Annotated in this window: 23 protein-coding genes; 15 read left to right on the top strand and 8 right to left on the bottom strand. The window is 63.4% G+C overall.

Features of this window, described 5'->3' with window-relative positions; all coding sequences use genetic code 11:
- The first annotated feature begins 1 nt into the window (after position 1).
- The 4 genes from LB525_RS04910 (at position 2) to rpmG (ending at position 2,812) form a co-directional block, all read left to right on the top strand.
- The gene (locus LB525_RS04910; RefSeq protein ID WP_140840325.1) at positions 2–742 is read left to right on the top strand and encodes an NUDIX hydrolase; all 741 of its coding nucleotides are present in this window, start codon (positions 2–4) and stop codon (positions 740–742) included.
- A gap of 20 nt (positions 743–762) precedes the next feature.
- The gene (locus LB525_RS04905; protein WP_224543755.1) at positions 763–1,938 is read left to right on the top strand and encodes an MFS transporter; all 1,176 of its coding nucleotides are present in this window, start codon (positions 763–765) and stop codon (positions 1,936–1,938) included.
- Positions 1,939–2,029: 91 nt separating this feature from the next.
- Positions 2,030–2,488: a hypothetical protein gene (locus LB525_RS04900; RefSeq protein WP_224543754.1), complete on the top strand. Its 459-nt coding sequence runs from the start codon at positions 2,030–2,032 to the stop codon at positions 2,486–2,488.
- Between the two features lie 156 nt (positions 2,489–2,644).
- Positions 2,645–2,812: a 50S ribosomal protein L33 gene (gene rpmG, locus LB525_RS04895; protein WP_006201775.1), complete on the top strand. Its 168-nt coding sequence runs from the start codon at positions 2,645–2,647 to the stop codon at positions 2,810–2,812.
- A 440-nt stretch (positions 2,813–3,252) separates the two neighbouring features.
- Here the strand turns inward: rpmG and LB525_RS04890 are convergent, their stop codons facing one another.
- Positions 3,253–4,626: a PleD family two-component system response regulator gene (locus LB525_RS04890; protein ID WP_095765104.1), complete on the bottom strand. Its 1,374-nt coding sequence runs from the start codon at positions 4,624–4,626 to the stop codon at positions 3,253–3,255.
- A gap of 31 nt (positions 4,627–4,657) precedes the next feature.
- The gene (locus tag LB525_RS04885) at positions 4,658–5,029 is read right to left on the bottom strand and encodes a response regulator (protein WP_027166515.1); all 372 of its coding nucleotides are present in this window, start codon (positions 5,027–5,029) and stop codon (positions 4,658–4,660) included.
- 240 nt (positions 5,030–5,269) lie between these two features.
- Here LB525_RS04885 and LB525_RS04880 point away from each other — a divergent pair, with 240 nt between their 5' ends.
- Positions 5,270–5,569: a DUF3572 domain-containing protein gene (locus LB525_RS04880; RefSeq protein WP_224543752.1), complete on the top strand. Its 300-nt coding sequence runs from the start codon at positions 5,270–5,272 to the stop codon at positions 5,567–5,569.
- Positions 5,566–6,219 (top strand): hypothetical protein, encoded by a 654-nt coding sequence (locus LB525_RS04875; RefSeq protein WP_224543750.1) that lies wholly within the window; start codon positions 5,566–5,568, stop codon positions 6,217–6,219. Before LB525_RS04880 ends, LB525_RS04875 begins: the two co-directional genes overlap by 4 nt.
- 9 nt (positions 6,220–6,228) lie before the next feature.
- Here LB525_RS04875 and LB525_RS04870 read toward each other — a convergent pair whose 3' ends face one another.
- Together LB525_RS04870 and LB525_RS04865 are read right to left on the bottom strand one after the other, a co-directional pair.
- Positions 6,229–7,806, bottom strand: coding sequence for a hypothetical protein (locus LB525_RS04870; protein ID WP_224543748.1), 1,578 nt, complete (start codon positions 7,804–7,806; stop codon positions 6,229–6,231).
- Between the two features lie 149 nt (positions 7,807–7,955).
- The gene (locus tag LB525_RS04865; RefSeq protein WP_224543747.1) at positions 7,956–8,531 is read right to left on the bottom strand and encodes a GNAT family N-acetyltransferase; all 576 of its coding nucleotides are present in this window, start codon (positions 8,529–8,531) and stop codon (positions 7,956–7,958) included.
- 65 nt (positions 8,532–8,596) lie between these two features.
- Here LB525_RS04865 and LB525_RS04860 point away from each other — a divergent pair, with 65 nt between their 5' ends.
- Entirely contained in the window at positions 8,597–9,925 is a 1,329-nt protein-coding gene (locus LB525_RS04860; RefSeq protein WP_224543744.1) for a DNA polymerase IV, read from the top strand.
- A gap of 4 nt (positions 9,926–9,929) precedes the next feature.
- On the opposite strand, the gene LB525_RS04855 is transcribed toward LB525_RS04860, so the two are convergent.
- Positions 9,930–10,433 carry a hypothetical protein gene (locus LB525_RS04855; protein ID WP_224543743.1) on the bottom strand — a complete coding sequence of 168 codons (504 nt, stop codon included), beginning with the start codon at positions 10,431–10,433 and terminating at the stop codon, positions 9,930–9,932.
- Positions 10,434–10,612: 179 nt separating this feature from the next.
- Here LB525_RS04855 and LB525_RS04850 point away from each other — a divergent pair, with 179 nt between their 5' ends.
- The gene (locus LB525_RS04850; RefSeq protein WP_224543741.1) at positions 10,613–11,500 is read left to right on the top strand and encodes a DMT family transporter; all 888 of its coding nucleotides are present in this window, start codon (positions 10,613–10,615) and stop codon (positions 11,498–11,500) included.
- A gap of 146 nt (positions 11,501–11,646) precedes the next feature.
- Here LB525_RS04850 and dnaE read toward each other — a convergent pair whose 3' ends face one another.
- Positions 11,647–15,171: a DNA polymerase III subunit alpha gene (dnaE, locus tag LB525_RS04845; RefSeq protein WP_224543740.1), complete on the bottom strand. Its 3,525-nt coding sequence runs from the start codon at positions 15,169–15,171 to the stop codon at positions 11,647–11,649.
- Between the two features lie 116 nt (positions 15,172–15,287).
- Positions 15,288–17,300, bottom strand: a complete 2,013-nt coding sequence (locus LB525_RS04840) for an acetyl/propionyl/methylcrotonyl-CoA carboxylase subunit alpha (RefSeq protein ID WP_224543738.1) — start codon at positions 17,298–17,300, stop codon at positions 15,288–15,290.
- Between the two features lie 268 nt (positions 17,301–17,568).
- Here LB525_RS04840 and LB525_RS04835 point away from each other — a divergent pair, with 268 nt between their 5' ends.
- The 7 genes from LB525_RS04835 to LB525_RS04805 all read left to right on the top strand — a co-directional run bounded on the left by LB525_RS04835 (position 17,569) and on the right by LB525_RS04805 (position 22,757).
- On the top strand, positions 17,569–18,696 hold the full coding sequence (locus tag LB525_RS04835; protein WP_224525396.1) for an S-(hydroxymethyl)glutathione dehydrogenase/class III alcohol dehydrogenase: 1,128 nt from the start codon (positions 17,569–17,571) through the stop codon (positions 18,694–18,696).
- Between the two features lie 65 nt (positions 18,697–18,761).
- The gene (gfa, locus tag LB525_RS04830; RefSeq protein ID WP_224525394.1) at positions 18,762–19,331 is read left to right on the top strand and encodes an S-(hydroxymethyl)glutathione synthase; all 570 of its coding nucleotides are present in this window, start codon (positions 18,762–18,764) and stop codon (positions 19,329–19,331) included.
- 66 nt (positions 19,332–19,397) lie between these two features.
- Entirely contained in the window at positions 19,398–19,865 is a 468-nt protein-coding gene (locus LB525_RS04825; protein WP_224525393.1) for a YaiI/YqxD family protein, read from the top strand.
- 26 nt (positions 19,866–19,891) lie between these two features.
- Complete coding sequence (locus LB525_RS04820) at positions 19,892–20,563, top strand: DUF1345 domain-containing protein (protein WP_224543737.1); 672 nt, start codon at positions 19,892–19,894, stop codon at positions 20,561–20,563.
- A 98-nt stretch (positions 20,564–20,661) separates the two neighbouring features.
- Entirely contained in the window at positions 20,662–21,534 is an 873-nt protein-coding gene (locus tag LB525_RS04815; protein WP_224543735.1) for a cytochrome b/b6 domain-containing protein, read from the top strand.
- Position 21,535: 1 nt separating this feature from the next.
- Positions 21,536–22,327, top strand: a complete 792-nt coding sequence (locus tag LB525_RS04810) for a molybdopterin-binding protein (RefSeq protein WP_224543733.1) — start codon at positions 21,536–21,538, stop codon at positions 22,325–22,327.
- Positions 22,314–22,757 (top strand): GNAT family N-acetyltransferase, encoded by a 444-nt coding sequence (locus LB525_RS04805; protein WP_224543732.1) that lies wholly within the window; start codon positions 22,314–22,316, stop codon positions 22,755–22,757. The genes LB525_RS04810 and LB525_RS04805 overlap by 14 nt, the downstream gene beginning before the upstream one ends.
- Here the strand turns inward: LB525_RS04805 and LB525_RS04800 are convergent.
- Positions 22,754–23,758 (bottom strand): hypothetical protein, encoded by a 1,005-nt coding sequence (locus tag LB525_RS04800; RefSeq protein WP_224543730.1) that lies wholly within the window; start codon positions 23,756–23,758, stop codon positions 22,754–22,756. The two genes, LB525_RS04805 and LB525_RS04800, sit on opposite strands and share 4 nt — an antisense overlap.
- Positions 23,759–23,966 lie beyond the last annotated feature (208 nt).

Raw genomic sequence — 23,966 nt, 5'->3', positions numbered from 1 at the left:
CATGGAAGGAATGACCAAGGCGGATGTCGACAAGCTCGATAAGGGCCTGGCCGTACGCAGCGGCCGAGCGTTGCGTCCGCGTGATGCGGCGACCCTCATTCTGCTCGATCGCCGGGGCAAGGACGTTCTGGTGCTGATGGGCCGGCGCCATGCCGGGCACGCCTTCATGCCCGGAAAATTCGTCTTCCCCGGCGGCCGCACCGATCCCGCCGACAGCCGCGTTCCCGTCGCTGCCCCTCTGGGTGGTGAGGAAGAAGGCAAGCTGGCCGCAGGCCCCGGCCGTGCCAGCGCGGCGCGGGCCCGCGCAATCGCCCTGTCGGCGATTCGCGAAACCTATGAGGAAGCCGGCCTGCTGATCGGCCGCAAGGGCACCTTCTCGACCGCAAAGCGCGACTGGCAGGGTTTCGCCGAACACGGCGTGATCCCCTCGCTGGACGCGCTCCGCTTCGTCGCCCGCGCCATCACTCCGCCCAATCGCGTGCGCCGTTTCGACACGCGTTTTTTCAGCGCCTGGCGCCACGACGTTGCCGTGGAATTGCCCGGCGGCGGTCCGACGAACGAACTCGAAGAACTCGTCTGGCTGCCGCTTGCCGATGCCCGCAAGGCCGACATCCCCGACATCACCGGCATGGTCCTGGAAGAACTGGAAAGTCGGCTTGCCGAAGATCCATTGTTGCGGCCGGGTGGCGCCGTGCCGTTCTTCCGGCTCGTCCGCAACCGCTTCGTCCGCGAAGTCCTTTAGAAGCAGAGCATTTTGATCTCATGACGGTCGATACCCAACAACAGGGCGACGAACGCGTACACTGGCTGCCGATGGTCGCCGCGATCTCTTCGATCAGCGTCGTCGGCATCGCCATCGGCCTCGGCATGCCGTTGCTCAGCGTCATTCTGGAAAGCCGCGGCCACTCCGCTTCGATGATCGGCCTGAATACCGCCGTCGCCGGTCTCGCCTCGATCGCCGGCGCACCGCTGGCCACCCCGCTGGCCATGCGGCTCGGCGTCGCCTGGACCATGCTGTTGATGATTGCCATCGGTGCGCTCGCCTTTGTCGGCTTCCATTTCGCGCCGGACTTCTGGATGTGGTTCCCGCTCCGTGTCGCCCTGCACATCTCGCTGACGGTGCTGTTCATCCTGTCGGAATTCTGGATCAGCACCTCCGCCCCGCCCAGCCGCCGCGGCCTTGTGCTTGGCATCTACGCCACCGTTTTGTCACTCGGCTTTGCCGCCGGACCCTGGCTGTTCGCCCATCTCGGCAGTTCGGGCTTCCTGCCATTCGGCGTCACCATAGCGCTGGTGACGCTTGCCGCCATTCCGGTGCTTGCGGCCCGCAACGAGAGCCCGAGCATCGTCGCCGACAGCGAAACCAGCCACTTCCTGCGCTATATCTGGCTGGTGCCGACCGCGACCTTCGCCGTGCTTGTTTTCGGCGCCGTCGAGACCGGCGGTTTCTCGCTCTTCCCCGTCTATGGCAGCCGTATCGGCTATTCGGAAGCCGACGCCGCGCTGCTTCTGACAATGATCGGGCTCGGCAATGTGCTTCTGCAGATCCCGATCGGCATGATCAGCGACCGCGTTTCCGACCGCCGCTACCTGCTGCTGGCCTGCGCCACGGTCGGGCTCATCGGCACGGTCTTCATGCCGTTCTTCGCACAGAACTGGCATCTGATGGCGGCCCTCCTGTTCGTCTGGGGCGGCGTCGTCGCCGCCATGTACACGATCGGCCTTGCCCATCTCGGCTCGCAGCTGTCCGGCCATGAGCTGGCATCCGCCAATGCTGCCTTCGTGCTTTGCTATGGCGTCGGCATGGTGCTGGGTCCGCAGGCGATCGGCATCGGCATGGATGCCTTCGGCCCATCCGGCTTCGGCTGGTCGCTGGCCTTCTTCTTCGCCGCCTATATGGCTTTGATCTTGGTCAGGCTGGTGCGCAAGATTCTCTAGGCAATGCCGCTGAAGCGTCGGGCATCCTGACATCACCGTGTCAGCAGCACCCCTGCTATACCTGTCTCCAGCGCGAGGTAGGAGAATTGCGATGGTCGACAGCGGCTTTGAAACCAAATCCCTCAGGATGGAACTGCTTCTGCTCGTCACATTCCAGGCGCCGGCCGCCGATGTCGAGCGCATCATGGAGGCCGTGGTGGCGATCACGCCGCTGCGCATGGGCAAGTATGACGCCAACGCCTATCAGTCGGCGCAAGGCATCGAGCGCTACCGGCCGCTCGAAGGCGCCGCGGCCGGCGCTGAGACCGAACTGCGCCGGCGACTCGGCACCGTCGAAGTGTCGTTCGAGATCGCCGACGACCAGGCGCTCGCCGCCCGTGTCGTCGAGGCGATATTCCAGGCCCATCCCTATCAGGAGCCCGTCATCCGCATCCAGCCGCTGCTCGCCAGCCGTTCCAAGGGTCTTGACGACCGTGCCAATCCCAACCGCTGGTGGAACACCACGGGCGACTGGAAAAAGGCGGGGCAATTGGTCGAGCATAACGCTTGAGACGTGGACACGGGCCATGCCGAAATGAGGCGAAGAAGGCGCTCGGGCTTGACTTTCCGGGCGCGTTCTTTATGTGTCGCGCCAAGTTTCCCGCGTCCGGGTGTTTTCCCCGTGCTTCAGCGGCCAAAACTCCACGAACATTAACGGACGAAAATCATGGCCAAAGCCGCAAACATCAAGATCAAGCTTCTGTCGACCGCCGACACCGGGTTCTTCTACGTCACCAGCAAGAACAGCCGTACCAAGACGGACAAGCTCTCGTTCCGCAAGTACGATCCGGTCGCCAAGAAGCACGTCGAGTTCAAGGAAACCAAGATCAAGTAATCTGGTTATCCCGAGAAATCGAAACGCCGCCCTCTGGGCGGCGTTTTTGTTTTAGGAAGGACCGGACGACAAAAAGGGGGCCGGTCGGCGGTTGGCAGCGGTACGAGGAGGCCACTATGTGCCAGCGCCGGCCGGCCGACCCCACGGACCCAGGAGATGCGGCGGACCTGAGCATCATGGGGTATTTTTGGATCGAGCCGGCTACTCTACCCTCGCGCCGGCCTCGTCTTCTGTCTATGCGTCGCAGATTTGCGCAAGACCTCATAAAAATCAACCATTTCTTAACCACCGCTCACGAATCGCTTGGGTTAAGGTAAATTCGTAACCCTGTTGCAGCGCTGGAGAATCGTGGCCTTTATGCCGAGCATGTCTCCCGAAAGTGGAAACCGGTTTCAGGATAAAGACAGGCGCGTGCGGGGTCTGAAAGATCGAGACGCGTTTTAGGCAGCCTTGGCGACCACCCTGTTGCGGCCGCCGCTTTTGGCCTCATAGAGCGCCAGGTCGGCGCGCTTCATCAGCGCGGCGACGCTGTCGGTCCCTTTCAGGAGAGACGACACGCCGACGCTGACCGTGACCTCGATCGCCTTGCCGTCGGCACCGATGGCAAAAGCTGCCTGTGCGATCTCGGCGCGAATGCGTTCGGCCACCTTCTCGGCGACCGCGCCGTCGGTGTCCGGCATAACCACGACGAACTCCTCGCCGCCGAAGCGGCAGGCGAGATCGATGCCGCGCACATTCTTGCGCAGCCGCCGGGCGAACTCGCGCAGAACGTCGTCACCGCCGTCATGGCCATGGGTATCGTTGATCGACTTGAAGCGATCGAGATCGGTGATCATCACCGACAAGGGCCGCCGCCGCGCCACGGCGCGATCGAACAGTGTCTGCAGATGGCTGTCGAGGTAGCGGCGGTTGTGCAGCCCGGTCAGCCCGTCGATGACCGCCATCTCGATCGTCTGGGCGACGCTGGCGCGCAACTGATCGTTGTAGCGCTTGCGCCGCACCTGTGTGCGCAGGCGCGCCGTCAGCTCATGCTGGTCGATCGGCCGGATCAGGTAGTCATTGATGCCAAGTTCCAGACCACGCAGGATGCGGCCCTCCTCGCCCTCGTCTGCGAGCAGCATGATCGGCAGGAAGCGGGTGCGGTCGAGCGAACGCAGCTGCGAGCAGAGTCTCAGCGCATCGAAGTCGGAGAAGGCAGTCGAGATCAGCACGCATTCATACGCCGTCTCGGCCGCCTGGAAGAACCCCGCATTCGGGTCGGTCGCGACATCGAGCTCGGCGGTGTTGCGCAGCATCTTCTGGATGCGTTCGACGGAAGTTTTGCGCTCGTCGATGAGCAGCACCCGCGGCTTTGCGTCTTCGGTCGCGAAATCGCGGCTCAGAAGTTCCTCGATGCCGATATTGCGCGTGGTCGAGGCGCGCAGCCTGAGCTCGTCGGTCAGCGACTTCAGCCTGACCAGGCTCTTGACGCGTGTCATCAACTGCAGGTCGTTGACGGGCTTGGTCAGGAAATCGTCAGCGCCCGCCTCGAGGCCGCGTACCCGGTCCGACACCTGGTCGAGCGCGGTGATCATGACGACAGGGATATGCGAGGTCGCCGGATCGCTCTTCAGGCGCTTGCAGACCTCGAACCCATCCATGTCCGGCATCATCACATCGAGCAGCACGACGTCGACCTTGCCGTTCTCGCAGGTCTCGATCGCATCCGGGCCGTTATTGGCCGTCAGCACCTCGAAATACTCGGCAAGCAGCCGAACCTCCAGCAGCCGCACATTGGCGGGGATATCGTCGACGACGAGGATCCGCGCGGTCATCTCAAAACTCCGGTTCTGCTGGTCTCGGGCATCAGGCGTCGCCCAGATAGGATTTGATCGTCTCGATGAAGCGCGGCACCGAGATCGGCTTGGAAATATAGGCCTCGCAGCCGCCCTGGCGGATGCGCTCCTCATCGCCCTTCATGGCGAAGGCGGTGACGGCGATAACGGGGATCGAATGCAATTCGTCGTCTTCCTTCAGCCATTTGGTCACTTCCAGGCCGGACACTTCCGGCAGCTGGATGTCCATCAGGATGAGGTCCGGCCGGTGCTGGCGCGCGAGATCGAGCGCCTCCAGGCCATTGCGCGTGCGAACCGTTTCGTAACCGCTGGCTTCGATGAGGTCCCGAAAGAGCTTCATGTTGAGCTCATTGTCCTCGACGATCATCACCTTCTTAGCCATCAGTTTCCCGTCCCGACCGCCCTCGAAGCCGAAGGCCGTCGCAATGCGTCCCCTTCGGACCGCACCCAACCCGTTTCCACTCTAGCCCAATATGATTGACGAAACGGAAACCGGAGGTTGGAAAGCTGCACCAATTCCACCTTCGGACGTTGCATGGGAAAGAGCGGAGGCTTGCCGCAAGCGACGCTTGCCGTTACTCCGGAAGGAGACTCGAAAAAATCCACCATTGCAAAGGTAACGATGGCGAACGCAGCGTCAATGCGCGAGGAAGCGGAAACCATTGCCGTCAAGGCCCTGGCCTTCGTCGCCGCCGACCCGGAGCTTCTGCCCCGCTTCCTGGCGATCACCGGCATCGAGGCGAACTCGATTCGCAGGGCCGCAGCTGAGCCAGGCTTCCTTGCCGGCGTTCTGCAATTCATCCTGGCGCACGAACCGACGCTGCTGCGCTTCGCCGAGGAGACCGGCACGCCGCCTGCCGCCGTCGGCAAGGCGCTGCGCGCCCTTCCGCTCGGCGACGACGATCACGAGCGCTCGACATGAGCGACGATTCCGAGACGGCGCGGCAGATCGAAGAGCTTGCCGCCGACGATCGGCCGCTGCTGGTGCTCGATGTCGACGATGTCGTGCTCGAATTCGTCCGGCCCTTCCCGCATTTCCTGAAAACGCGCGGCTTCGGGCTGACGCTGGCTTCCTTCCGCCTCACCGGCAACATCGCCGAGACGGTGAGCGGGCGGCTGATAGAGCAGCCGGAAGTGACGGCGCTGCTCGGCGATTTCTTCGACGCCCAGGCGGATTGGCAAAGCATCACTGACGGCGCGGCGGATGCGCTCGCGATGCTCGGCCGAAGCGCCGAGATCGTCATGCTGACCGCCATGCCGCACAAGCACCGCGCCGTGCGCCGCGCGCATCTCGATGCGCTGGGGCTCAACTACCCGCTGCTGACGACGGAGATGGCCAAGGGACCGGCCATTGCCAAACTGCGCGGCCTTAAAAGTCGGCCCGTCGCGTTCGTCGACGACCAGCCTTCCAACCTGGTTTCGGCGCGCAACTCCGTGGCGGATGCCCATCTCTTCCATTTGATGGCTGACAACTCGCTGCGCGCCTTCCTGCCGCCGACGCCGGAAGACATTATCTCGGTCGACGACTGGCGCGATGCGGCGCCAAAGATCGCGGCCGCGCTCGGGCTTTAACCCAAGCGCTCAGGGCTTCAGCTTCGCTCCGGCCCCACCATTGTCGCCGCCGTCCGAATCGTCTCCGCCGGTGGAATCATCCGTTCCGTCCGCGCCGTCATCGCCTGAATTGTCATCCTGACCCGCGCTGTCGTCCTGGGCGGCGTCCGGTCCCTTCAGCATCGCGCCGTTGACCGTGACCGATCCATCGGCCTTGGTGTTGATCGTCCACTCCAGCCGGCCATCCGGCAGCGTCTTGCCAAAGCCTTTGACGGCTAGGGCAAAGGGGAAGGCCTGCGCCATCTGCTCATCGCTTTTGGCGGCTTCCTTCAAGGCATCGACGATCTTGTCATAGCCGGCGACATCGACGGTCACGCTCGCATCGGGTTTCTCGCCGGGAAAGGTCATCTCGCCTTCCAGCGCAACTTCGATGGCGCCGTTCTTCACTGTGCTGTGCCCGATCACGACCTTCGGATTCTTGGCCTTGAAATCGGCGACCAAAGCTTTGCCGAATTCGTCCGACAGCGGCGGATTCTTATTGAGATCAAAGGCTTCGATCGCCTTTTTCGCCATCGTATCGAGATCGATATTGGCGCCGCCGAAATGCAGGTCGATGTCGGTGGGCAGCAATGGGGCGGTCCATTCCGGCAGGGTCTGATGCGGGATCGTCAGACCGGCAGCCTTGATCGCGTAATCGACCTTGCCGTTCTGGGAGATGCCGTCCATGCCGAATGCGGTGCTGAATTGCGTGGCGCCGAACTTGCCGACAGGGCTGTCGACCTCGAAATTCTTGAAGCCGTAATTGCCGTCGATCCTTTCCCAGATGGGCAGCGCGGCCAGCATCAACGATTTGAGCTCAGCCTGGTTGGCCTTGAGCTTGGCTTCATCCTCATTGGCCACGGCAAAGGCAAGCAGGTCGAGCAGCGGCTTCGTCCGCACGCCCTTGCCGTTTGCGTCCACCGAAAGTTCCGGCGTCTTCAAGGTGAGCGGAAAATTCATCCCGCTGTCGGGATCGTTCACCTTGATCATCTCGACGAAGTCCGAGACTTTCTGCGTGGCCGTGAAGTCGACGCCGCCATTGGCGGATTTGGTCGCGGTAACGGTGGCGGTGCCGGCGCCAGTCGAGACATCTGCCTGCTGCTTGGCTTGCCGCGACGTCATAGTCATTCCGGCCAATGAGCTGGTCGCGCTGGTGAAGGCGGCGAGGGCCGGATCGTAGATGCTGGTCAGCTTGCCGTCCTTGATCGTGAACTCCATGCTCTGACGGCCTTCCGGTCCTTCGAACTCGAAGGATGCGCCTTGCGAGAAATTCGACGAGACGTCCCAGGATCCGTCGCTGCGCGGCTTCACCATCAGCGCGTATGGCGCCATGTCGAATTTCAGGAGCTTCTGTTCCGGCAACGCATTGACGAGCGCCTTGACGTCAAGCGCAATCTTATAGGCGTCGCCCTCGACCGAAACCTTGAGCACGCCCTTGTCGAAGGCCTGCTTGCCGAAATAGCGCGCCAGATTGTCGGAAAGATCTTTGGCGCCTTGATTGTCGACGGTCTGGGCAAAAGCCGGCGCGCTGAGCGCGAGGGCAAAGGCAAATGGCAAAATACGCTTCACGTCAGTTCTCCGTGATTTCGGAAGACGAAATATTCATGCTTCTGGTAGGCAAGAAGCGTAACAGCCGCAAGACGCCGACTGTAGGCCAAAAGCTCATTCGGCTAAAGCGCCAGGCGCATCAGCGCCCAAAGCACAAGGCGCATCAGTACCTAAAGCACAAGGCGCATCAGCGGCCGGCCGGGCTTGCGCTCCACCAGCCTCTCGAAGCCGGCCTTCTCGAACACCCGCGACGAGCCTACGAAAAGCCCGATCGAGCGCGAATCGCGCGACAGGTCGATCGGGCAGGCTTCCAGCAGCCTGGCTTTATTCTCGCGGGCGAAAGCGATGCCGCCCTCGACGAGGCGATGCGTGATGCCCCGCCCCCTCGCCCTGGCGCGGATGAAGAAGCAGGAGATCGCCCAGACGGCCGGGTCGCCGGCATCGGCGGGATCGACCGGGGCCGAGCCCCTGCCCTGATTGTTCCACTCGGGGATGTCGGCGCGCGGGCCGACCTGCATCCAGCCGACGGCCTTGCCCTCCTCGAGTGCCAAGAGTCCCGGCGGCGGGCCCGTTTCGATTCGCGCCTTGATGAGATCCTTGTTGCGCTCCTTGTCGCTGGCGCGGCGCTCCGCCGGCGACAACCGGAAATGCGTGCACCAGCAGCCGTAGCAGGCGCCCTGCTTCCCGAACAGGTCCTCGAAATCGGGCCAGCGTTCAGGAGTCAGCGGTGCGATGGTCGTGCTCATGCGTTCTCCCCAGGCCAAGCTTGTTGCCAGCCTTGCGCTGTCGTACCATTGCATTTGTTCTCTTTATGTTCGCAGCGATGGCGGCTCCTGTCAACAATCCCGAACACGGTTTTTGCCGTGACTGCCTGGCGCTCCAGCGCGGCGAGACGCGTCGCTGCGATCGCTGCGGCAGCCCGCGCCTTGTCCGTCACGCCGAGCTCTACCGGCTGCGGATCGCCCATATCGATTGCGACGCCTTCTACGCGGCGGTCGAGAAGCGTGACAATCCCGCGCTGAAGGACAGGCCTGTCATCATCGGCGGCGGCCGGCGCGGCGTCGTTTCCACCGCCTGCTATATCGCCCGCATTCAGGGCGTCCGCTCGGCCATGCCGATGTTCAAGGCGCTCGAACTCTGCCCCGAAGCGGTGGTGATCCCGCCCGACATGGAAAAATATGTCGGTGTCGGCCGCCAGGTGCGCGCGTTGATGCAGGCGCTGACGCCGCAGGTCGAGCCGCTGTCGATCGACGAGGCCTTTCTCGACCTCGCCGGTACCGAGCGGCTGCACGGCATGCCGCCGGCGCTGGTGCTGGCGCGCTTCGCGCAGACGGTGGAAAAGGAGCTCGGCATCACCGTTTCGGCCGGCCTCTCCTACTGCAAGTTCCTGGCGAAAATTGCCTCGGACTTCCGCAAGCCGCGCGGCTTTTCCGTGATCGGCGAAGCCGAGGCGCCAAGCTTCCTCGCCGCGCAGCCGGTGACGATGATCTGGGGTGTCGGCAAGGCGCTGGCCGCGACGCTGGAGCGCGACGGCATCCGCATGATCGGGCAGCTGCAGCGCATGGAGCGCGGCGACCTGATGCGCCGCTATGGCGTGATGGGCGACCGGCTCTACCGCCTGTCGCGAGGCGAGGACGACCGCCCGGTCGATCCGGACGGCGATGCCAAGAGCGTCTCGGCCGAAACCACCTTCGACAACGACATCGGAGCCCTGGCGGAGCTAGTGCCGGTGCTGCGCGGGCTGTCGGAAAAGGTCTCGGCGCGGCTGAAGAGATCCGGCATCGCCGGCCGCACCGTGGTGCTGAAGCTGAAGACGCAGGATTTCAAGACCCGCACCCGTAACCGCCAGCTCGGCGACCCGACGCGCCTGGCCGACCGCATTTTCCAGACCGGGCTCGACCTGCTGCGCCGCGAGGCCGACGGCACAAAATTCCGCCTGCTCGGCATCGGCGTCAGCGACCTCTCCGACGACCAAAAGGCCGATCCGCCGGATCTGGTCGACGTGCAGTCGCGCAAGCGCGCGCTTGCCGAAGGCGCGATGGACACGCTGCGCGATAAGTTCGGCAGGAAAGCCGTCGAGACCGGCTATACATTCGGCAAGGGCCGCGCCGCCAATCCGCCCGAGCCGCTGGAAGATTGAAGGGTCAGGTCCGCTTGAGGTCGATCCGGCTCGTCACCACCATCTTGCCGGTTGCCGGATCCATGTCGGTCACCGTCATGCGCATATTGTCCGGCCCGATCTTTTCTACGGTCAGCTCCGCATTGCGGTCGCCATTGACGACTTTCGCCCAGTGGATGTCGAGGTTGATTGCGTCGCCCTTGCGGCTTCCGCTGAGCCCGGCAGGTCCGCTGCGCGAACCTATGTAAGTGCCGGTGTAGCTCGCCCCGTCGACCTTCAGGTCGGCGCGGATTTCCCGCGACATGATCAACAACGCACGACAGGTGCCGTCAAGCGAGAGCGAGTCCGCCGTCGCGTCCGAAGTGAAGTTGCAGTTGATGTTCATCACCGGCGTGTTCGTTCTGATCCTGACCATCCCCTTACCGGAGAACTTCCCCTGCAGCGATCGCAGGAAAGCCGCCTCGTCGGCATGCGCGCCCGTCGCGCAGAAAAAACAGGCGGCGGCCAGCAAAGCGGCGGTCGATTTCATCAAGACGTTTCCCTCTCGCGATCATGCGCCCTCCGACGGAAGGCGTGGACTTAACGGATGCCCAGGCGCCAGGTTCCGCCGCCGCGATGACGGTTTTTTGACGCCCGCTCCGCTGGCCCAGTGGAATGACGCCACTAACGGTTGCGGCCCGGGTCCGGGCTTGCGACATAGGGCCCCAAATGGCGTCCGCTCCCTCGATCCCAAAAGCCGCGTTCTGGATGGCTCTGTCAATCGCCTCGATGCTGGCGATGTCGGTTGCCGGCCGCGAGACGACGGCCGAGCTCAACGTCTTCCAGGTGCTGGAGCTACGCTCGGTGATCGGTTTCTTCATCCTTTTGCCGCTGGTGATGATGAGCGGCGGTTTTGCCGCTATGCGCAGTGAGCGCCCGTTCGCCCATGTCGCCCGCAACATGATCCACTATACCGGCCAGGCCGCCTGGCTCTACGCGCTGACGCTCATTCCGCTCGCCGTGCTGATCTCGATCGAGTTCACCACGCCGATCTGGACGGCGATCCTGGCGGTCAGCTTTCTGGGGGAAAGACTGTCCCGGTCGAAGCTCACGGCGATCGTGCTTGGCCTGATCGGCGTGGTCGTCATCGTGCGCCCCAGCGCCGGGTCGATGGATCCGGGCCACCTCGTCGTCTTGGGCGCCGCGGTCTGCTTCGGCATCTCGATGGTGCTGGTCAAGTCGATGACCAAAACCGAAAGCGTGGTGCGCATCATCTTCTGGATGCTGATCATCCAGTCGGCGGTTGGCCTGATCCCGGCTCTCTACAGCTGGCACAACCCTTCGCCAGGGCTCTGGCCATGGATCTTCGTCATCGCCTTCACCGGCATGTCGTCGCATTTCTGCCTGGCCCGTGCGCTGGTCCATGCCGATGCCACGATCATCTCGCCGATGGACTTCCTGCGCGTGCCTCTGACGGCGCTGGTCGGCTGGCTGCTCTACCATGAGCAGATCGACGTCTTCACCGCGGGTGGCGCGGCTCTGATTCTCGCCGGCAATTTGCTCAACCTGCAGAAGAAGACGCCGCGGGTGGCAGAGGCGGAGGCGGCAACGCCCTGAGCTCGGGTGTGTTGAGATTCAGGTCAGGCCAAGCCGAAAATGGTGGCTTTCGAGAACCGGAGCGGAGCGGACATTCGGGTCCGTGAGCACCGGAAGCGCAGAAAACCAGCATTTGCAGGCTGGCATCACCTGAATATCAACACAACCTAGACCAGCTCCACGTCCACCACGCCCTGCACCGCGCGCATGGCGGAGGCGATCTGCGGCGAGACGCGATAATTACCCAGGCCGATCTCAATCTCGCCCTGTGCCTCTCCCTTGAGAACGATGATGCTGACTTGACTGTCGCCACGCTGTTTGAGCTGCGATTGAATGATCGACGATGGTCCATCATCCCTGACAAAGATGCGCAGCGCTTTCTGGATGCGGCTGGCTTCATCGTCCAGTGATTGCACCGAGTTGATGCGCAGGTTCACACCCTCAGGCCTGTCTTCGGCCGCAACCATAATCACCACCGAACTGCCGGGCTCCAGCATGTCGCGATACTGCGCCAGGCCTTCGGAAAACAGTACGGCCTCATACTGTCCCGTCGTGTCGGAAAACTGCACGACGCCCATCTTGTTACCCGTACGGGTCTTGCGCTCCTGCTTGGAGGTGACCGTGCCGGCGAGGCGCCCGGCGGCGGCGCCGCGTTTGACCGCAGCCGAGAATTCCGCCCAGTTCTGCACCCGCATCTTCTGCAGCGCGGACTTGTACTCATCGAGCGGATGCGCTGAAAGATAGAAGCCGACGATCTGGAATTCACGGTGCAGCTTGTCGGCAGCAAGCCACGGATCGGTCGCCGGCAGGTTGAGAGCCTGCGACTGGCTCCCAAGCGAAGCGCCGAAAATGTCGGCCTGGCCGGAGATGGCGTTTTGTTGCGCCAGCGAGGCAAGGCCCATCATCCGCTCGACGCCGGCCATCATCTGCGCGCGGTCGTGGCCGAAGCAATCCAGCGCGCCCGCCATGATCAGGCTTTCGAAGACGCGCTTGCCGACGATCTTGGGATCGACCCGCTCGCAGAAATCGGCAAGGTTCTTGAACGGCTTCTCGCCGCGCTTCTCGACGATGTGCTCGACCGCCGCGTCGCCGACGCCTTTCAACGCCGCCAGCGAATAGAAGATCTTGTTCTCGCCGACCTCGAAGGGACGGAAGCTCGACATCACCGACGGCGGCACCACCTCGATGCCGAGGCGCATGGCGTCCTGGCGGAAATCGGCCAGCTTGTCGGTATTGCTCATGTCGAGCGTCATCGACGCCGCAAGGAACTCGACCGGGTAATGCGCCTTGAGATAGGCGGTCTGGTAGGAAACGACCGCATAGGCCGCGGCGTGCGACTTGTTGAAGCCGTAGTCGGCGAACTTGGCCAGGAGGTCGAAGATGAAATCGGCCTGCGGCTTTGAGACGCCGCGCTCGACCGCGCCCGTGACGAAGCGCTCTCGCTGCTTGTCCATCTCGGCGCGGATCTTCTTGCCCATGGCGCGGCGCAGAAGGTCGGCTTCGCCGAGCGAATAGCCGGAAAGCTCCTGCGCGATCTGCATCACCTGTTCCTGGTAGACGATGACGCCTTGGGTCTCCTTCACCAGATGGTCGATCTTGGGATGGATTGAGGCCATCTCCTCCTCGCCATGCTTTCTGGCATTGTAGGTCGGGATATTCTCCATCGGGCCGGGGCGATAGAGCGCCACCAGCGCGATGATGTCCTCGATGCAGTCCGGCCGCATGCCGATCAGCGCCTTGCGCATGCCGGCACTTTCAACCTGGAACACGCCGACCACCTCGCCGCGCGACAGCATCGCGTAGGTGTCGGGGTCGTCGAGCGGTATCTTGGCGAGATCGATGTCGACGCCGCGCCGCCGTATCAGCTTCACTGCCGTTTCCAGCACCGTCAGCGTCTTTAGGCCGAGGAAGTCGAACTTCACCAGCCCCGCCTGCTCGACATATTTCATGTTGAACTGGGTGACCGGCATGTCCGAGCGCGGATCGCGGTACATCGGCACCAGCTCGGACAGCGGACGGTCGCCGATGACAATGCCGGCGGCATGCGTCGAAGCATGCCGGTAGAGGCCTTCGAGCTTCTGCGCCGTGTCGAGCAGCGTCTGCACGATCGGCTCCTTCTCCGCCTCCTCGGCAAAGCGCGGCTCGTTGGCGATGGCATCCGCCAGCTTGACCGGGTTGGCCGGGTTCTGCGGCACCATCTTGGAGAGCTTGTCAACCTGGCCGTAAGGCATCTGCAGCACGCGGCCGACATCGCGCAGCACCGCGCGCGCCTGCAGCGTTCCGAAGGTGATGATCTGCCCGACCTGGTCGCGGCCGTATTTCTGCTGGACGTAGCGGATGACTTCCTCGCGCCGGTCCTGGCAGAAGTCGATGTCGAAGTCCGGCATCGACACCCGGTCCGGATTGAGGAAGCGCTCGAACAGCAGCGAGAAACGCAGCGGGTCGATGTCGGTGATGGTGGTCGAATAGGCGACCAGCGAGCCGGCGCCCGAACCGCGCCCCGGCCCGACGGGAATGCCTTGCGCCTTCGCCCATTTGATGAAGTCGGCAACGATCAGGAAGTAACCCGGGAACTTCATCTTCTCGATGATGCCGAGCTCGAATTCGAGCCGCTCGCGATATTGCTCGACCGTGTAGCCGGGCGTCGGCCCGTGCGCGGCCAGCCGCGCCTCCAGACCTTCGCGCGCCTGCCGGGCAAGCTCGGCCGCCTCCGCCTTCTCGGCCGCGTCCTTGTCGACGGCATCGGCGCCGGTGAAGCGCGGCAGGATCGGGCTGCGGGTCTTCGGATAGTAGGAGCAGCGCATTGCGATCTCGACCGTGTTGTCGATCGCTTCGGGCAAATCGGAAAAGAGGCGCGCCATCTCGGCCTGCCCGCGCAGGAAATTGTCAGGCGAAAGCCGCCGGCGGTTGTCGGCGGCGACCACCGAGCCTTCGGCAATCGCAATCAGCGCGTCATGTGCCTCATAATCCTCGCGTTTGGAGAAGAAGGCCTCGTTGGTGGCGACCAGGGGCAGGTCATGCGTATAGGCAAGGTCGACGGTCGATTTCTCGACCATGCGGTCGTAGCCGGCGACCCGCTCCAGCTCGACATAAAGCCTGTCGCCGAACAGGCCTTTGAGGAACAGCAACCGCTGTTCGGCGAGGTCGCGCCGATCCGCTTTGAGCGCACTGCCGATCGGACCGCGCGGCCCACCGGTCAGACAGATCAGCCCGTCGCACCGATCTTCCAGCATAGCGCTGGTCAGATGCACCGGCTCGCCTGGCGGCGTCTCCAGATAGACCTTGCTGATCAGCCGCACGAGATTGCTGTAGCCGTCCTCACTGGCGGCGATCAGCACGACCGGCGACATCTCCGGCCCATGGCGGCGGCGGTCGCGCTGGCCGTCGCTCGCTTCCCCGGAAAAGGCCAGATCGATCTGGCAGCCGATGATCGGCTGGACGCCGTCCTTGACCGCCTTCTGCGCGAATTCCAGCGCGCCGAACAGATTGTTGGTGTCGGTGACGGCGATCGCCGGCGCCTCGTCCTTGACGGCATGGCCGACGATCGCGCTAAGCTGCAAGGCGCCCTCGAGCAGCGAATAGGCCGAATGCACGCGCAGATGGATGAACCTACGCGCCGGCGTTTCGGGCCGCGCGGCCTTCACTGCCGCCTCGCGCTGCAAAGGATCGCGTGGAAGTCGTTCATCCGCCATGTTTTTTCACGCTGTGCCAAGACTCATCGGTGCAGATGTATTGTCCCGGACGGGGCCATGCCAGTCCAGCACAAATGACCGCGAAGACACAGGCTTGCGTCCCGCACCGCCCTTTCTCAGGCAAACTCCATGATCACCGCATCGACCGCCAGGCTGTCGCCGGGCTTGGCGTTGAGCTTGGCTATCGTTAGGTCGCGTTCGGCGCGCAGCACGTTTTCCATCTTCATCGCCTCGACCACGGCCAGCGTCTCGCCGGCCTTGACCTCCTGGCCCTCGGCCACGGCGATCGAGACGACGAGACCAGGCATTGGGCAAAGCAGCATTTTCGAGGTGTCGGGCGGCAGCTTCTCCGGCATCAGCCTTTCGAGCTCCGCGATGCGCGGCAGCATGGCGCGCGCCGTCACCGACATGCCTTTCCAGGCGATGCGCAAACCGTTCAGCGTCGGACGGATCTGCGCCGCGACCTTGTCGGCGCCGATCGTGCCCTGCCAGATCGCGTCGCCCGGCCGCCAGTCCGAGGCGACGGTCAGCGGCTTGCCGCCATCGATCGACAGATCGACCTCCATCGGGATGGAAATCATGCCGTCGACGATCTCGACCGGCAGATAGTCAGCGCCGATCTTTACCACCCAATCGCGCTTGAGATGTCCTGAATGCGGCGCCAGCCGGCCGCTGAGGCGGTCGAGCCGGTCGCGGCGCAGCAGCTCGATCGCCGTTGCGACGGCGGCGAATACCGCCCTCTCCTCGCCATCCGGCGCGACCGGCGAAAAACCGTCCGGATATTCCTCGGCGATGAAGCCTGTCGACAGCCGCCCCTCGCGCCAGCGCGGATGCTGCATCAGCGCCGAAAGGAACGGGATGTTATGCTCGATGCCGTCGACGATGAACCTGTCCAACGCCTCTGACATGGCGTCGATGGCTTCCAGCCTTGTCGGCGCCCAGGTGCAGAGCTTGGCCACCATCGGGTCATAGAACATCGAGATTTCCGAGCCTTCCGTAACGCCGGTGTCGTTGCGGATGACGGTGCCGCCGAACGTACCCTCCTCGGGCGGCCGATAGCGCGTCAGCCGACCGATCGACGGCAGGAAGTTGCGGAAGGGATCCTCGGCGTAAAGGCGGCTTTCCACCGCCCAGCCGTTGAGCTTCACGTCGCTCTGCTTGATGCCGAGCTTCTCGCCGGCGGCAACGCGGATCATCTGTTCGACCAGGTCGATGCCGGTGACCAGCTCGGTCACCGGGTGCTCGACCTGCAATCGCGTATTCATTTCAAGGAAATAGAAATTCTTGTCCTTGTCGACGATGAACTCGACGGTGCCGGCGCTCTGGTAGTCGACTGCCTTGGCCAGCGCCACCGCCTGCTCGCCCATCGCCTTTCTGGTCTTGGCATCGAGGAACGGCGACGGCGCTTCTTCGACCACTTTCTGGTTGCGGCGCTGGATCGAGCATTCGCGCTCGCCGAGATAAAGTGCCGTGCCATGCGCGTCGGCCAGCACCTGGATTTCGATATGGCGGGGATCTACGACGAACTTCTCGATGAAGACGCGGTCGTCGCCGAAGGAGCTTTTCGCTTCCGAACGCGCCCGCTCGAAGCCGTCGCGCACCTCCGATTTGCTCCAGGCGATGCGCATGCCCTTGCCGCCGCCGCCGGCCGAGGCCTTGATCATGACCGGATAGCCGATCTCGCCGGCGATCCTTTCGGCATGGTCGGCGTCTTCGATGACGCCCAGCCATCCGGGCACGGTCGAGACCTTGGTCTCGTTGGCGAACTTCTTCGATTCGATCTTGTCGCCCATGGCCTTGATAGCCTTGGACTTCGGCCCGATGAAGACGATCCCTTGCTTCTCCATCGCCTCGCAGAAAGAGGCGCGCTCCGACAGGAAGCCATAGCCCGGATGCACGGCTTCGGCGCCGGTCTCCTTGCAGGCGGCGATGATCTTCTCAGGCAACAGATAGCTCTGTGCCGCCGGCGAGGGTCCGATATGCACCGCTTCGTCGGCCATCTCGACATGCACGGCATCGCGGTCGGCATCCGAATAGACCGCGACGGTGGCAATCCCCATCTGGCGCGCCGTCTTGATCACGCGGCAGGCGATCTCGCCGCGATTGGCGATCAGGATTTTCTTGAACATTCGGATGTCGTCCTCCGGCGAAGCGGTCCAGTTCTATGGACAATCCCGCCATGTCTCAAGTGGCCGGCCGGTGCGCATCCGACTTGCTCGAATTGCGACTGCCGCGGCGAAAAACGTCGCAAGGGAAGTTGGCCGCCAGCAAGGAAAGCGATAAGGTGGTCGATGGGCTCGGAGAAACAAACGGCGGGCAGAGATTTCGTCCCGCCAGGCGGGAACGGCGGCCTGCCGTAACCTGAAACTTACTGATTGCCTTGGGAGGAAACGCCTGATGAAAACGCGTGCCGCAGTCGCCGTCGCCGCCGGAAAGCCGCTGGAGATCATGGAGGTCGACCTCGAGGGGCCGCGCGAAGGCGAAGTGCTGGTCGAGGTCAAGGCGACCGGCATCTGCCATACCGACGAGTTCACGCTGTCGGGCGCCGATCCGGAAGGGCTGTTTCCGGCCATCCTCGGTCATGAGGGCGCCGGCGTGGTCGTCGATGTCGGCAAGGGCGTGACCTCGGTCAAGAAGGGCGACCATGTCATCCCGCTCTACACGCCCGAATGCCGGCAGTGCCCGTCGTGTCTGTCGCGGAAGACAAACCTGTGCACCGCCATCCGCGCTACGCAGGGACAGGGCCTGATGCCCGACGGCACCTCGCGCTTCTCGATGGGCAAGGACAAGCTGTTTCATTACATGGGCTGCTCGACCTTCTCCAACTTCACCGTGCTGCCCGAGATCGCGGTGGCCAAGGTCAATCCCGACGCTCCCTTCGACAAGATCTGCTACATCGGCTGCGGGGTCACCACCGGCATCGGCGCGGTCATCAACACCGCCAAGGTCGAGCAGGGCGCAACCGCCGTGGTCTTCGGCCTCGGCGGCATTGGCTTGAATGTCATCCAGGGCCTTCGCCTTGCCGGCGCCGACATGATCATCGGCGTCGATGTCAACAACGACAAGAAGGCTTGGGGCGAGAAATTCGGCATGACGCATTTCGTCAATCCGAAGGAGATCGACGGCGACATCGTGCCTTACCTGGTCAACATGACCAAGCGCGGTGCCGACCAGATCGGCGGCGCCGACTACACCTTCGACTGCACCGGCAACACCAAGGTGATGCGCCAGGCGCTGGAAGCCTCGCATCGCGGCTGGGGCAAGTCGGTCATCATCGGCGTTGCCGGCGCCGGCCAGGAGATTTCGACGCGTCCCTTCCAGCTGGTCACCGGCCGCACCTGGATGGGTACCGCCTTCGGCGGCGCGCGCGGCCGCACCGATGTGCCGAGGATCGTCGACTGGTACATGGAGAAAAAAATCCAGATCGATCCGATGATCACGCACACGCTGAAGCTCGAGGACATCAACAAGGGCTTCGACCTGATGCATGAGGGCAAGTCGATTCGCAGCGTCGTGGTTTACTGAGGGAACAAGCCGCCGACCTATGGCCAGCGACTGAAGTTGCACAGGTTCAACAAGGGAGGAACTCAATGCCTGAAAAACTGCATCCGAAGATCGACAATGGCTTGCCGAGGGAAAGCGCATCCTTCTCCGGCGGCACGCTGGTTTGCCTATGCACCAGCAATCCGGTGAAGGTGAAGGTCAAGGGCCAGATCGCCCACAATCATGCCTGCGGCTGCACCAAGTGCTGGAAGCCGGAAGGCGCCATCTTCTCGGTGGTGGCCGTTGCCGGCACCGGCGACGTCACCGTCACCGAAAACGGCGACAAGCTCAAGGTGGTCGACCCCTCGGCGCTGATCCAGCGCCATGCCTGCACAAGCTGCGGCGTCCACATGTACGGCCCGGTCGAGCGTGACCATCCCTTCAAGGGCCTGTCCTTCATCCATCCCGAACGTTTCGAGGAGGATGGCTGGTCGCCGCCGGGCTTCGCCGCTTTCGTGTCGTCGATCATCGAATCCGGCGTCGATCCGAGCCGCATGGACGGCATCCGCGGCCAGCTGAAGTCGATCGGACTCGAGCCCTATGACTGCCTCAGCCCCGGCCTGATGGACTATATCGCCACTTGGACAGCCAAGAAGTCGGGAGCCTTGGCGGCCTGACAAATCTCGCGATTTCTGCCATGGGGCTGGCTGACACGCCGGCCCCATATTCGTTTGGAAGTAACGATGCCCGAGCCCATCATCTATGTCGATGCCGATGCCTGCCCGGTGAAAGCCGAGGTCGAGAAGGTCGCGGAGCGCCACCGCGTCGTCGTCACCTATGTCTCCAATGGCGGCCTGCGGCCGTCGCGCGATCCGATGATCCGCAACGTCGTCGTCTCCAAAGGCGCGGATGCGGCCGACGACTGGATCGCCGAGAACGCCAGGGCAAACGATGTCGTGATAACGGCCGACATCCCGCTTGCCGCGCGCACGGTGGCGCTCGGCGCGCATGTGCTCGGCCCTACCGGCCGCCCCTTCACCCCGGAAACCATCGGCATGGCGGTGGCGATGCGCGATCTCAAGCAGCATCTGCGCGAGACCGGCGAAAGCCGGGGCTTCAATGCCTCCTTCACACCGAAGGACCGTTCGCAGTTTCTGGGCGAGCTCGACCGCATCTTGCGGCGCGCGCTCAAATCCGTCACACCGGACTGATCCAACGTCTTCAAGGGCCTCGGGCCATGGGTGACGATCTCAAGACGCCGATGCATCGGCACATGCAGTTCGCCCTCGCCGCGGCCATCGGTATCGTGGCACTGCTGCTTGCCTTGTTGCTGCGCTGGCCGCTCCCCTACTCGATCGGCGCCAATGTGTTCTTTGCAAGCTATATCGCCCTGGTGCTGACCCTGATGCCGAGCCTTACCGGCCGCTATCTCCGCAAGAATGCGCGCGCGACCGACCTGCCCGTGCTGCTGATCTTTGCCGTCACCCTCTTTGTCGTCGGCGCGGCCATCGTCTCGCTGTTCCTGCTGATCAACCGCAAGGATGCCGCGCATCCGCTGCAGCTCGCCTTCGCCATATTGTCGATCCCGCTCGGCTGGTTCACAATCCACGCTATGGCGTCGCTGCACTACGCGCACGTCTATTGGAAGGATGGCGACGGGATCGACGAGAAAACCCACAAGAAGATGCCGGTCGGCGGCCTCGATTTTCCGGGCGGCAAAAGGCCGGAAGGCTGGGATTTCCTCTATTTCGCGACGGTCATCGGCATGACGGCGCAGACGGCGGACACGGCCGTCACCACCTCGCAAATGCGGCTGGTCGTGCTTGTTCATTCGATCCTGACCTTTTTCTTCAACACGGTGATCGTCGCGGCGGCAGTCAATCTCGCGGTCACCCTGGGCTCCCCGTAATAAATCCGTGATCGCATGAAACATTGCCTTGTGCGGCGACGTATTGAGGGGGAGACAATGACCTGAGAAGCCGCTTGCTTGAGGCGGCCGGAGGCAAGATGGACACTGTTGCCAACAACCATTCCGCCGTCGAGGCGGACGGCAAGGACACGACCCTCATCTACCGGCAATCGCGCTGGACGCGGTTGACCCACTGGGTCTGGGCTTTCTCGCTGTTCTTCATGCTGCTTTCCGGCCTGCAGATCTTCAACGCGCGGCCGCAGCTCTATGTCGGCAAACAGTCCGGCTTCGAGTTCAACAACACGATCCTCCAGATCGGCGCCGAGAACACCGCCAACGGTCCGCGCGGCTTCACTGAAATCTTCGGCCATCGCTTCGACACAACCGGCGTGCTCGGCTGGTCGGGCCCCCCGGGACAAGAGACGCCCCGCGCCTTCCCGGCCTGGGCGACAATTCCCTCCTATTACGATCTCGGCACCGCCCGTGTCGTGCATTTCTTCTTCGCCTGGATCCTGACCACCACCCTGCTCATCTGGCTGATCGCCAGCCTGGTCAACGGCCATATCCCCCGCGATCTTGCCCCTCGCGTGGCAGACCTGCGCAAGCTGCCGCGCGACATCGTCGATCATGCGAAGCTGAAGTTCCACCACACGCGCGAATACAATACGCTGCAGAAAATGGCCTATGGCGGCGTGCTCTTCGTGCTTTTGCCGCTGATGATCGTCACAGGCCTCGCAATGTCGCCGAGCATGAATTCGGTGCTGCCCTGGCTCAACGAAATCCTCGGCGGCAGGCAGACGGCGCGCACCATCCACTTCACCGCCATGGTGCTGCTCGTGCTTTTCTTCATCGTCCACATCCTGATGATCCTCGCCGCCGGCCCGATCAACGAGCTGCGTTCGATCATCACCGGCTGGTACCGCACCGACCCGCCTGCGAAGCACGTTGAGCCGACCGAGAGGAGCGCCTGACATGGCAAAATTCCAGATCAGCCGCCGCAAATTCCTCACCTCCGCCAGCCTCGGCCTGTCCGGCATCGCGCTGTCCGGCTGCGATGTGTTCGACAGCGGCCTCGGCATCGGCGGCGGACTGCGCAGCTTCCTCGAAAACGCCAATAGTCTGACCTGGCGCGCGCAGCGCCTGCTTGCCGGCCGGGACGCGCTGGCGCCGGAATTCACCGAGGCCGATATCCGCCAGCCGCAACGGCCGAACGGCGTTACCGCGCCGGACGACGACACCTACAAGGGCCTGCTCGCCAACAATTTCGTCGACTGGCGCCTCGAGGTTTCAGGCCTCGTAGAGAAGCCGCTTTCGCTGACCCGCGAGCAGCTTCAGAACATGCCGAGCCGCACGCAGATCACCCGCCACGACTGTGTCGAAGGCTGGAGTTGCATCGCCAAATGGACCGGCACGCCGCTGTCGCTGGTGCTGGACCAGGCCGTGGTCAAGCCGCAGGCCCGCTATGTCATGTTCCACTGCCTCGACACGATCGAGCAAAGCCTGTCCGGCGGCATCAAATATTACGGCACCATCGACCTGATCGACGCCCGCCACCCGCAGACGATTCTTGCCTACGGCCTGAACGGCAAGCCCCTGCCGGTCGAGAACGGCGCGCCGCTGCGCGTGCGGGTCGAGCGCCAGCTCGGCTACAAGATGCCGAAATACATCTACAAGATCGAGCTGGTCGACAGTTTTGCCAATGTCGGCGGCGGCCGCGGCGGCTACTGGGAGGACAATGGTTACGACTGGTATGGCGGGATTTGACGGCCCTCGCCTGCAGGCCGAGCACGATCTAGCGGCCGCCGAGCTTGGTGTCATCGAGGAGCGTCTCGACAACGACAACCGGCGGCTGACCGGTCGTGGCGACGACCGTGCTCTCGTCTTTGCGCTGCGGGATGAGCAAGGCCGCGCCGTCGGGGCGGCCGCCGGCTATTCCTGGGCGGGCATTGCCGAGCTCACGCTGATGTGGGTCGACGAAGCCTATCGAGGCCTTGGCCTCGGCAGGAAGCTGCTCGATGCCTTCGTCGCGGAAGCCGCCGCTCGCGGCTCGCTGCGGATATGGGTTTCGACCCATGACTTCCAGGCGCCGGGCCTTTACGAAAAGGCCGGTTTCGAGCGCATGGCCGAAATGACCGGCTGGCCCGAAGGCCATTCCAACATCATTCTTTGCAAGACGATTGCAGGAAACGCCTAAGCCACTTTCTCAAGCAGCGGTTTCAGCGTCGGATGGATTTCCGGCGCCGCGTGCTTGATCAGCGTCAGCAGCGCGCGCTCGTTGTCGCGCAGCGGCCGCCGGCCGCCGCCGACACGCTCGGCAAGCCATTCGGCCTCGCTGGCGTCGATCGTCTCGGCGCGGCGAGCACGCGCTTCGGCGGCCCGGTTCCTGGCTTCCCATTCGGCCTCGATATCGCCGGACGAATGATAGGCTTCGAGGATCGCCGCGAAACCACCCGAGACCATCCGGCTGAAGAAGCCGCCAAGCGTCGGCGCTGCCTCGTCGAGGAAGTTTTCGTGGCGCAGCGCCACATCCCGCGTCGGCGGCTCGTAGCCGGTCGAGCACATGACGTAGTTGGCGATCGCCTTGACGAAGAGGTCGCTCCAGGACGGATCGTTGTCAGCTGCCGCGGTCCGGTCGTTGATCCTGAACAGGACCTCCGCCTCGGCCTTGCTGATGGCGATGTTGCCGTCGCCGCCATAGGCATAGAGGATGCGCCGCAGCAGATCGACCTCGGCCTTGGCGATATGGCCGGGAATCAGGCTGCCGCCATGCATCAGCGGACCCTTGCCGTCGATCACCGCATGCGCGACCTGTTCCAGCGCATAGGCCGAGAGCTCGCTGGGGGAGGACCTCGCTTCCTCCAGCACATGCACCAGCAGTTCAAGCTCGGTGCGGCCGTCAACTATGCCGTCGCGCGAGACGGTGCGGACAAGCCAGTCGGCATTCTGCTCGGAGATATAGCCTTCCGGCTTTTCCTGGTGGACGATGTAGTCGGTCACCGCCTCGACGAAGAACGGCGCCCATTCGCCGCACTTGTCGCGCGCCGTCTGGTCGAGCGCGAACAGCGCCTCCGCCTCGCCGCGACTCACCACGCCGTCGGCGAAGACCTCGCGCCGCAGCATCGTCACGTCTTCGGCCGTGATCTTGTTCTTCGAGGTCAGCCCCGCCACCGGAGCGCTCATGATCAATTCGCCCATTTGCCGTCCCTGCCCGTCGCCCGTTGCCGGCGAACTGAGTGCGTTACCCCGCCAAGCTTTATCAGCATTATCTTGAGAAACCGGCAAACGGCGTGGTTAGCGAAGCCTTGTCGGCCAATCCATGTCGCTGAAAAGCAGGGCGCGCTTAAAATGTCGCTGGGAGGTGACAAGGTGTCGCCGACGGGCTATGGATGACACGTCGAGGACT

Source organism: Mesorhizobium sp. CA16 (assembly GCF_020165175.1).
GTDB lineage: Bacteria > Pseudomonadota > Alphaproteobacteria > Rhizobiales > Rhizobiaceae > Mesorhizobium.
Note: the sequence above shows the minus strand (reverse complement) of the source record. Positions and strands in the feature narration are given on the sequence as shown.

Coding starts and splice junctions, on each gene's coding strand:
- LB525_RS04820 (WP_224543737.1), top strand. CDS start 19,892: ATGGGTGACGATCTCAAGACGCCGATGCATCGGCACATGCAGTTCGCC.
- LB525_RS04840 (WP_224543738.1), bottom strand. CDS start 17,300: ATGTTCAAGAAAATCCTGATCGCCAATCGCGGCGAGATCGCCTGCCGC.
- LB525_RS04910 (WP_140840325.1), top strand. CDS start 2: ATGGAAGGAATGACCAAGGCGGATGTCGACAAGCTCGATAAGGGCCTG.
- LB525_RS04850 (WP_224543741.1), top strand. CDS start 10,613: ATGGCGTCCGCTCCCTCGATCCCAAAAGCCGCGTTCTGGATGGCTCTG.
- LB525_RS04855 (WP_224543743.1), bottom strand. CDS start 10,433: ATGAAATCGACCGCCGCTTTGCTGGCCGCCGCCTGTTTTTTCTGCGCG.
- LB525_RS04860 (WP_224543744.1), top strand. CDS start 8,597: ATGTTCGCAGCGATGGCGGCTCCTGTCAACAATCCCGAACACGGTTTT.
- LB525_RS04800 (WP_224543730.1), bottom strand. CDS start 23,758: ATGGGCGAATTGATCATGAGCGCTCCGGTGGCGGGGCTGACCTCGAAG.
- LB525_RS04875 (WP_224543750.1), top strand. CDS start 5,566: ATGAGCGACGATTCCGAGACGGCGCGGCAGATCGAAGAGCTTGCCGCC.
- LB525_RS04825 (WP_224525393.1), top strand. CDS start 19,398: ATGCCCGAGCCCATCATCTATGTCGATGCCGATGCCTGCCCGGTGAAA.
- LB525_RS04815 (WP_224543735.1), top strand. CDS start 20,662: ATGGACACTGTTGCCAACAACCATTCCGCCGTCGAGGCGGACGGCAAG.
- LB525_RS04835 (WP_224525396.1), top strand. CDS start 17,569: ATGAAAACGCGTGCCGCAGTCGCCGTCGCCGCCGGAAAGCCGCTGGAG.
- LB525_RS04885 (WP_027166515.1), bottom strand. CDS start 5,029: ATGGCTAAGAAGGTGATGATCGTCGAGGACAATGAGCTCAACATGAAG.
- LB525_RS04805 (WP_224543732.1), top strand. CDS start 22,314: ATGGCGGGATTTGACGGCCCTCGCCTGCAGGCCGAGCACGATCTAGCG.
- dnaE (WP_224543740.1), bottom strand. CDS start 15,171: ATGGCGGATGAACGACTTCCACGCGATCCTTTGCAGCGCGAGGCGGCA.
- LB525_RS04810 (WP_224543733.1), top strand. CDS start 21,536: ATGGCAAAATTCCAGATCAGCCGCCGCAAATTCCTCACCTCCGCCAGC.
- LB525_RS04880 (WP_224543752.1), top strand. CDS start 5,270: ATGGCGAACGCAGCGTCAATGCGCGAGGAAGCGGAAACCATTGCCGTC.
- LB525_RS04905 (WP_224543755.1), top strand. CDS start 763: ATGACGGTCGATACCCAACAACAGGGCGACGAACGCGTACACTGGCTG.
- gfa (WP_224525394.1), top strand. CDS start 18,762: ATGCCTGAAAAACTGCATCCGAAGATCGACAATGGCTTGCCGAGGGAA.
- LB525_RS04865 (WP_224543747.1), bottom strand. CDS start 8,531: ATGAGCACGACCATCGCACCGCTGACTCCTGAACGCTGGCCCGATTTC.
- rpmG (WP_006201775.1), top strand. CDS start 2,645: ATGGCCAAAGCCGCAAACATCAAGATCAAGCTTCTGTCGACCGCCGAC.
- LB525_RS04890 (WP_095765104.1), bottom strand. CDS start 4,626: ATGACCGCGCGGATCCTCGTCGTCGACGATATCCCCGCCAATGTGCGG.
- LB525_RS04900 (WP_224543754.1), top strand. CDS start 2,030: ATGGTCGACAGCGGCTTTGAAACCAAATCCCTCAGGATGGAACTGCTT.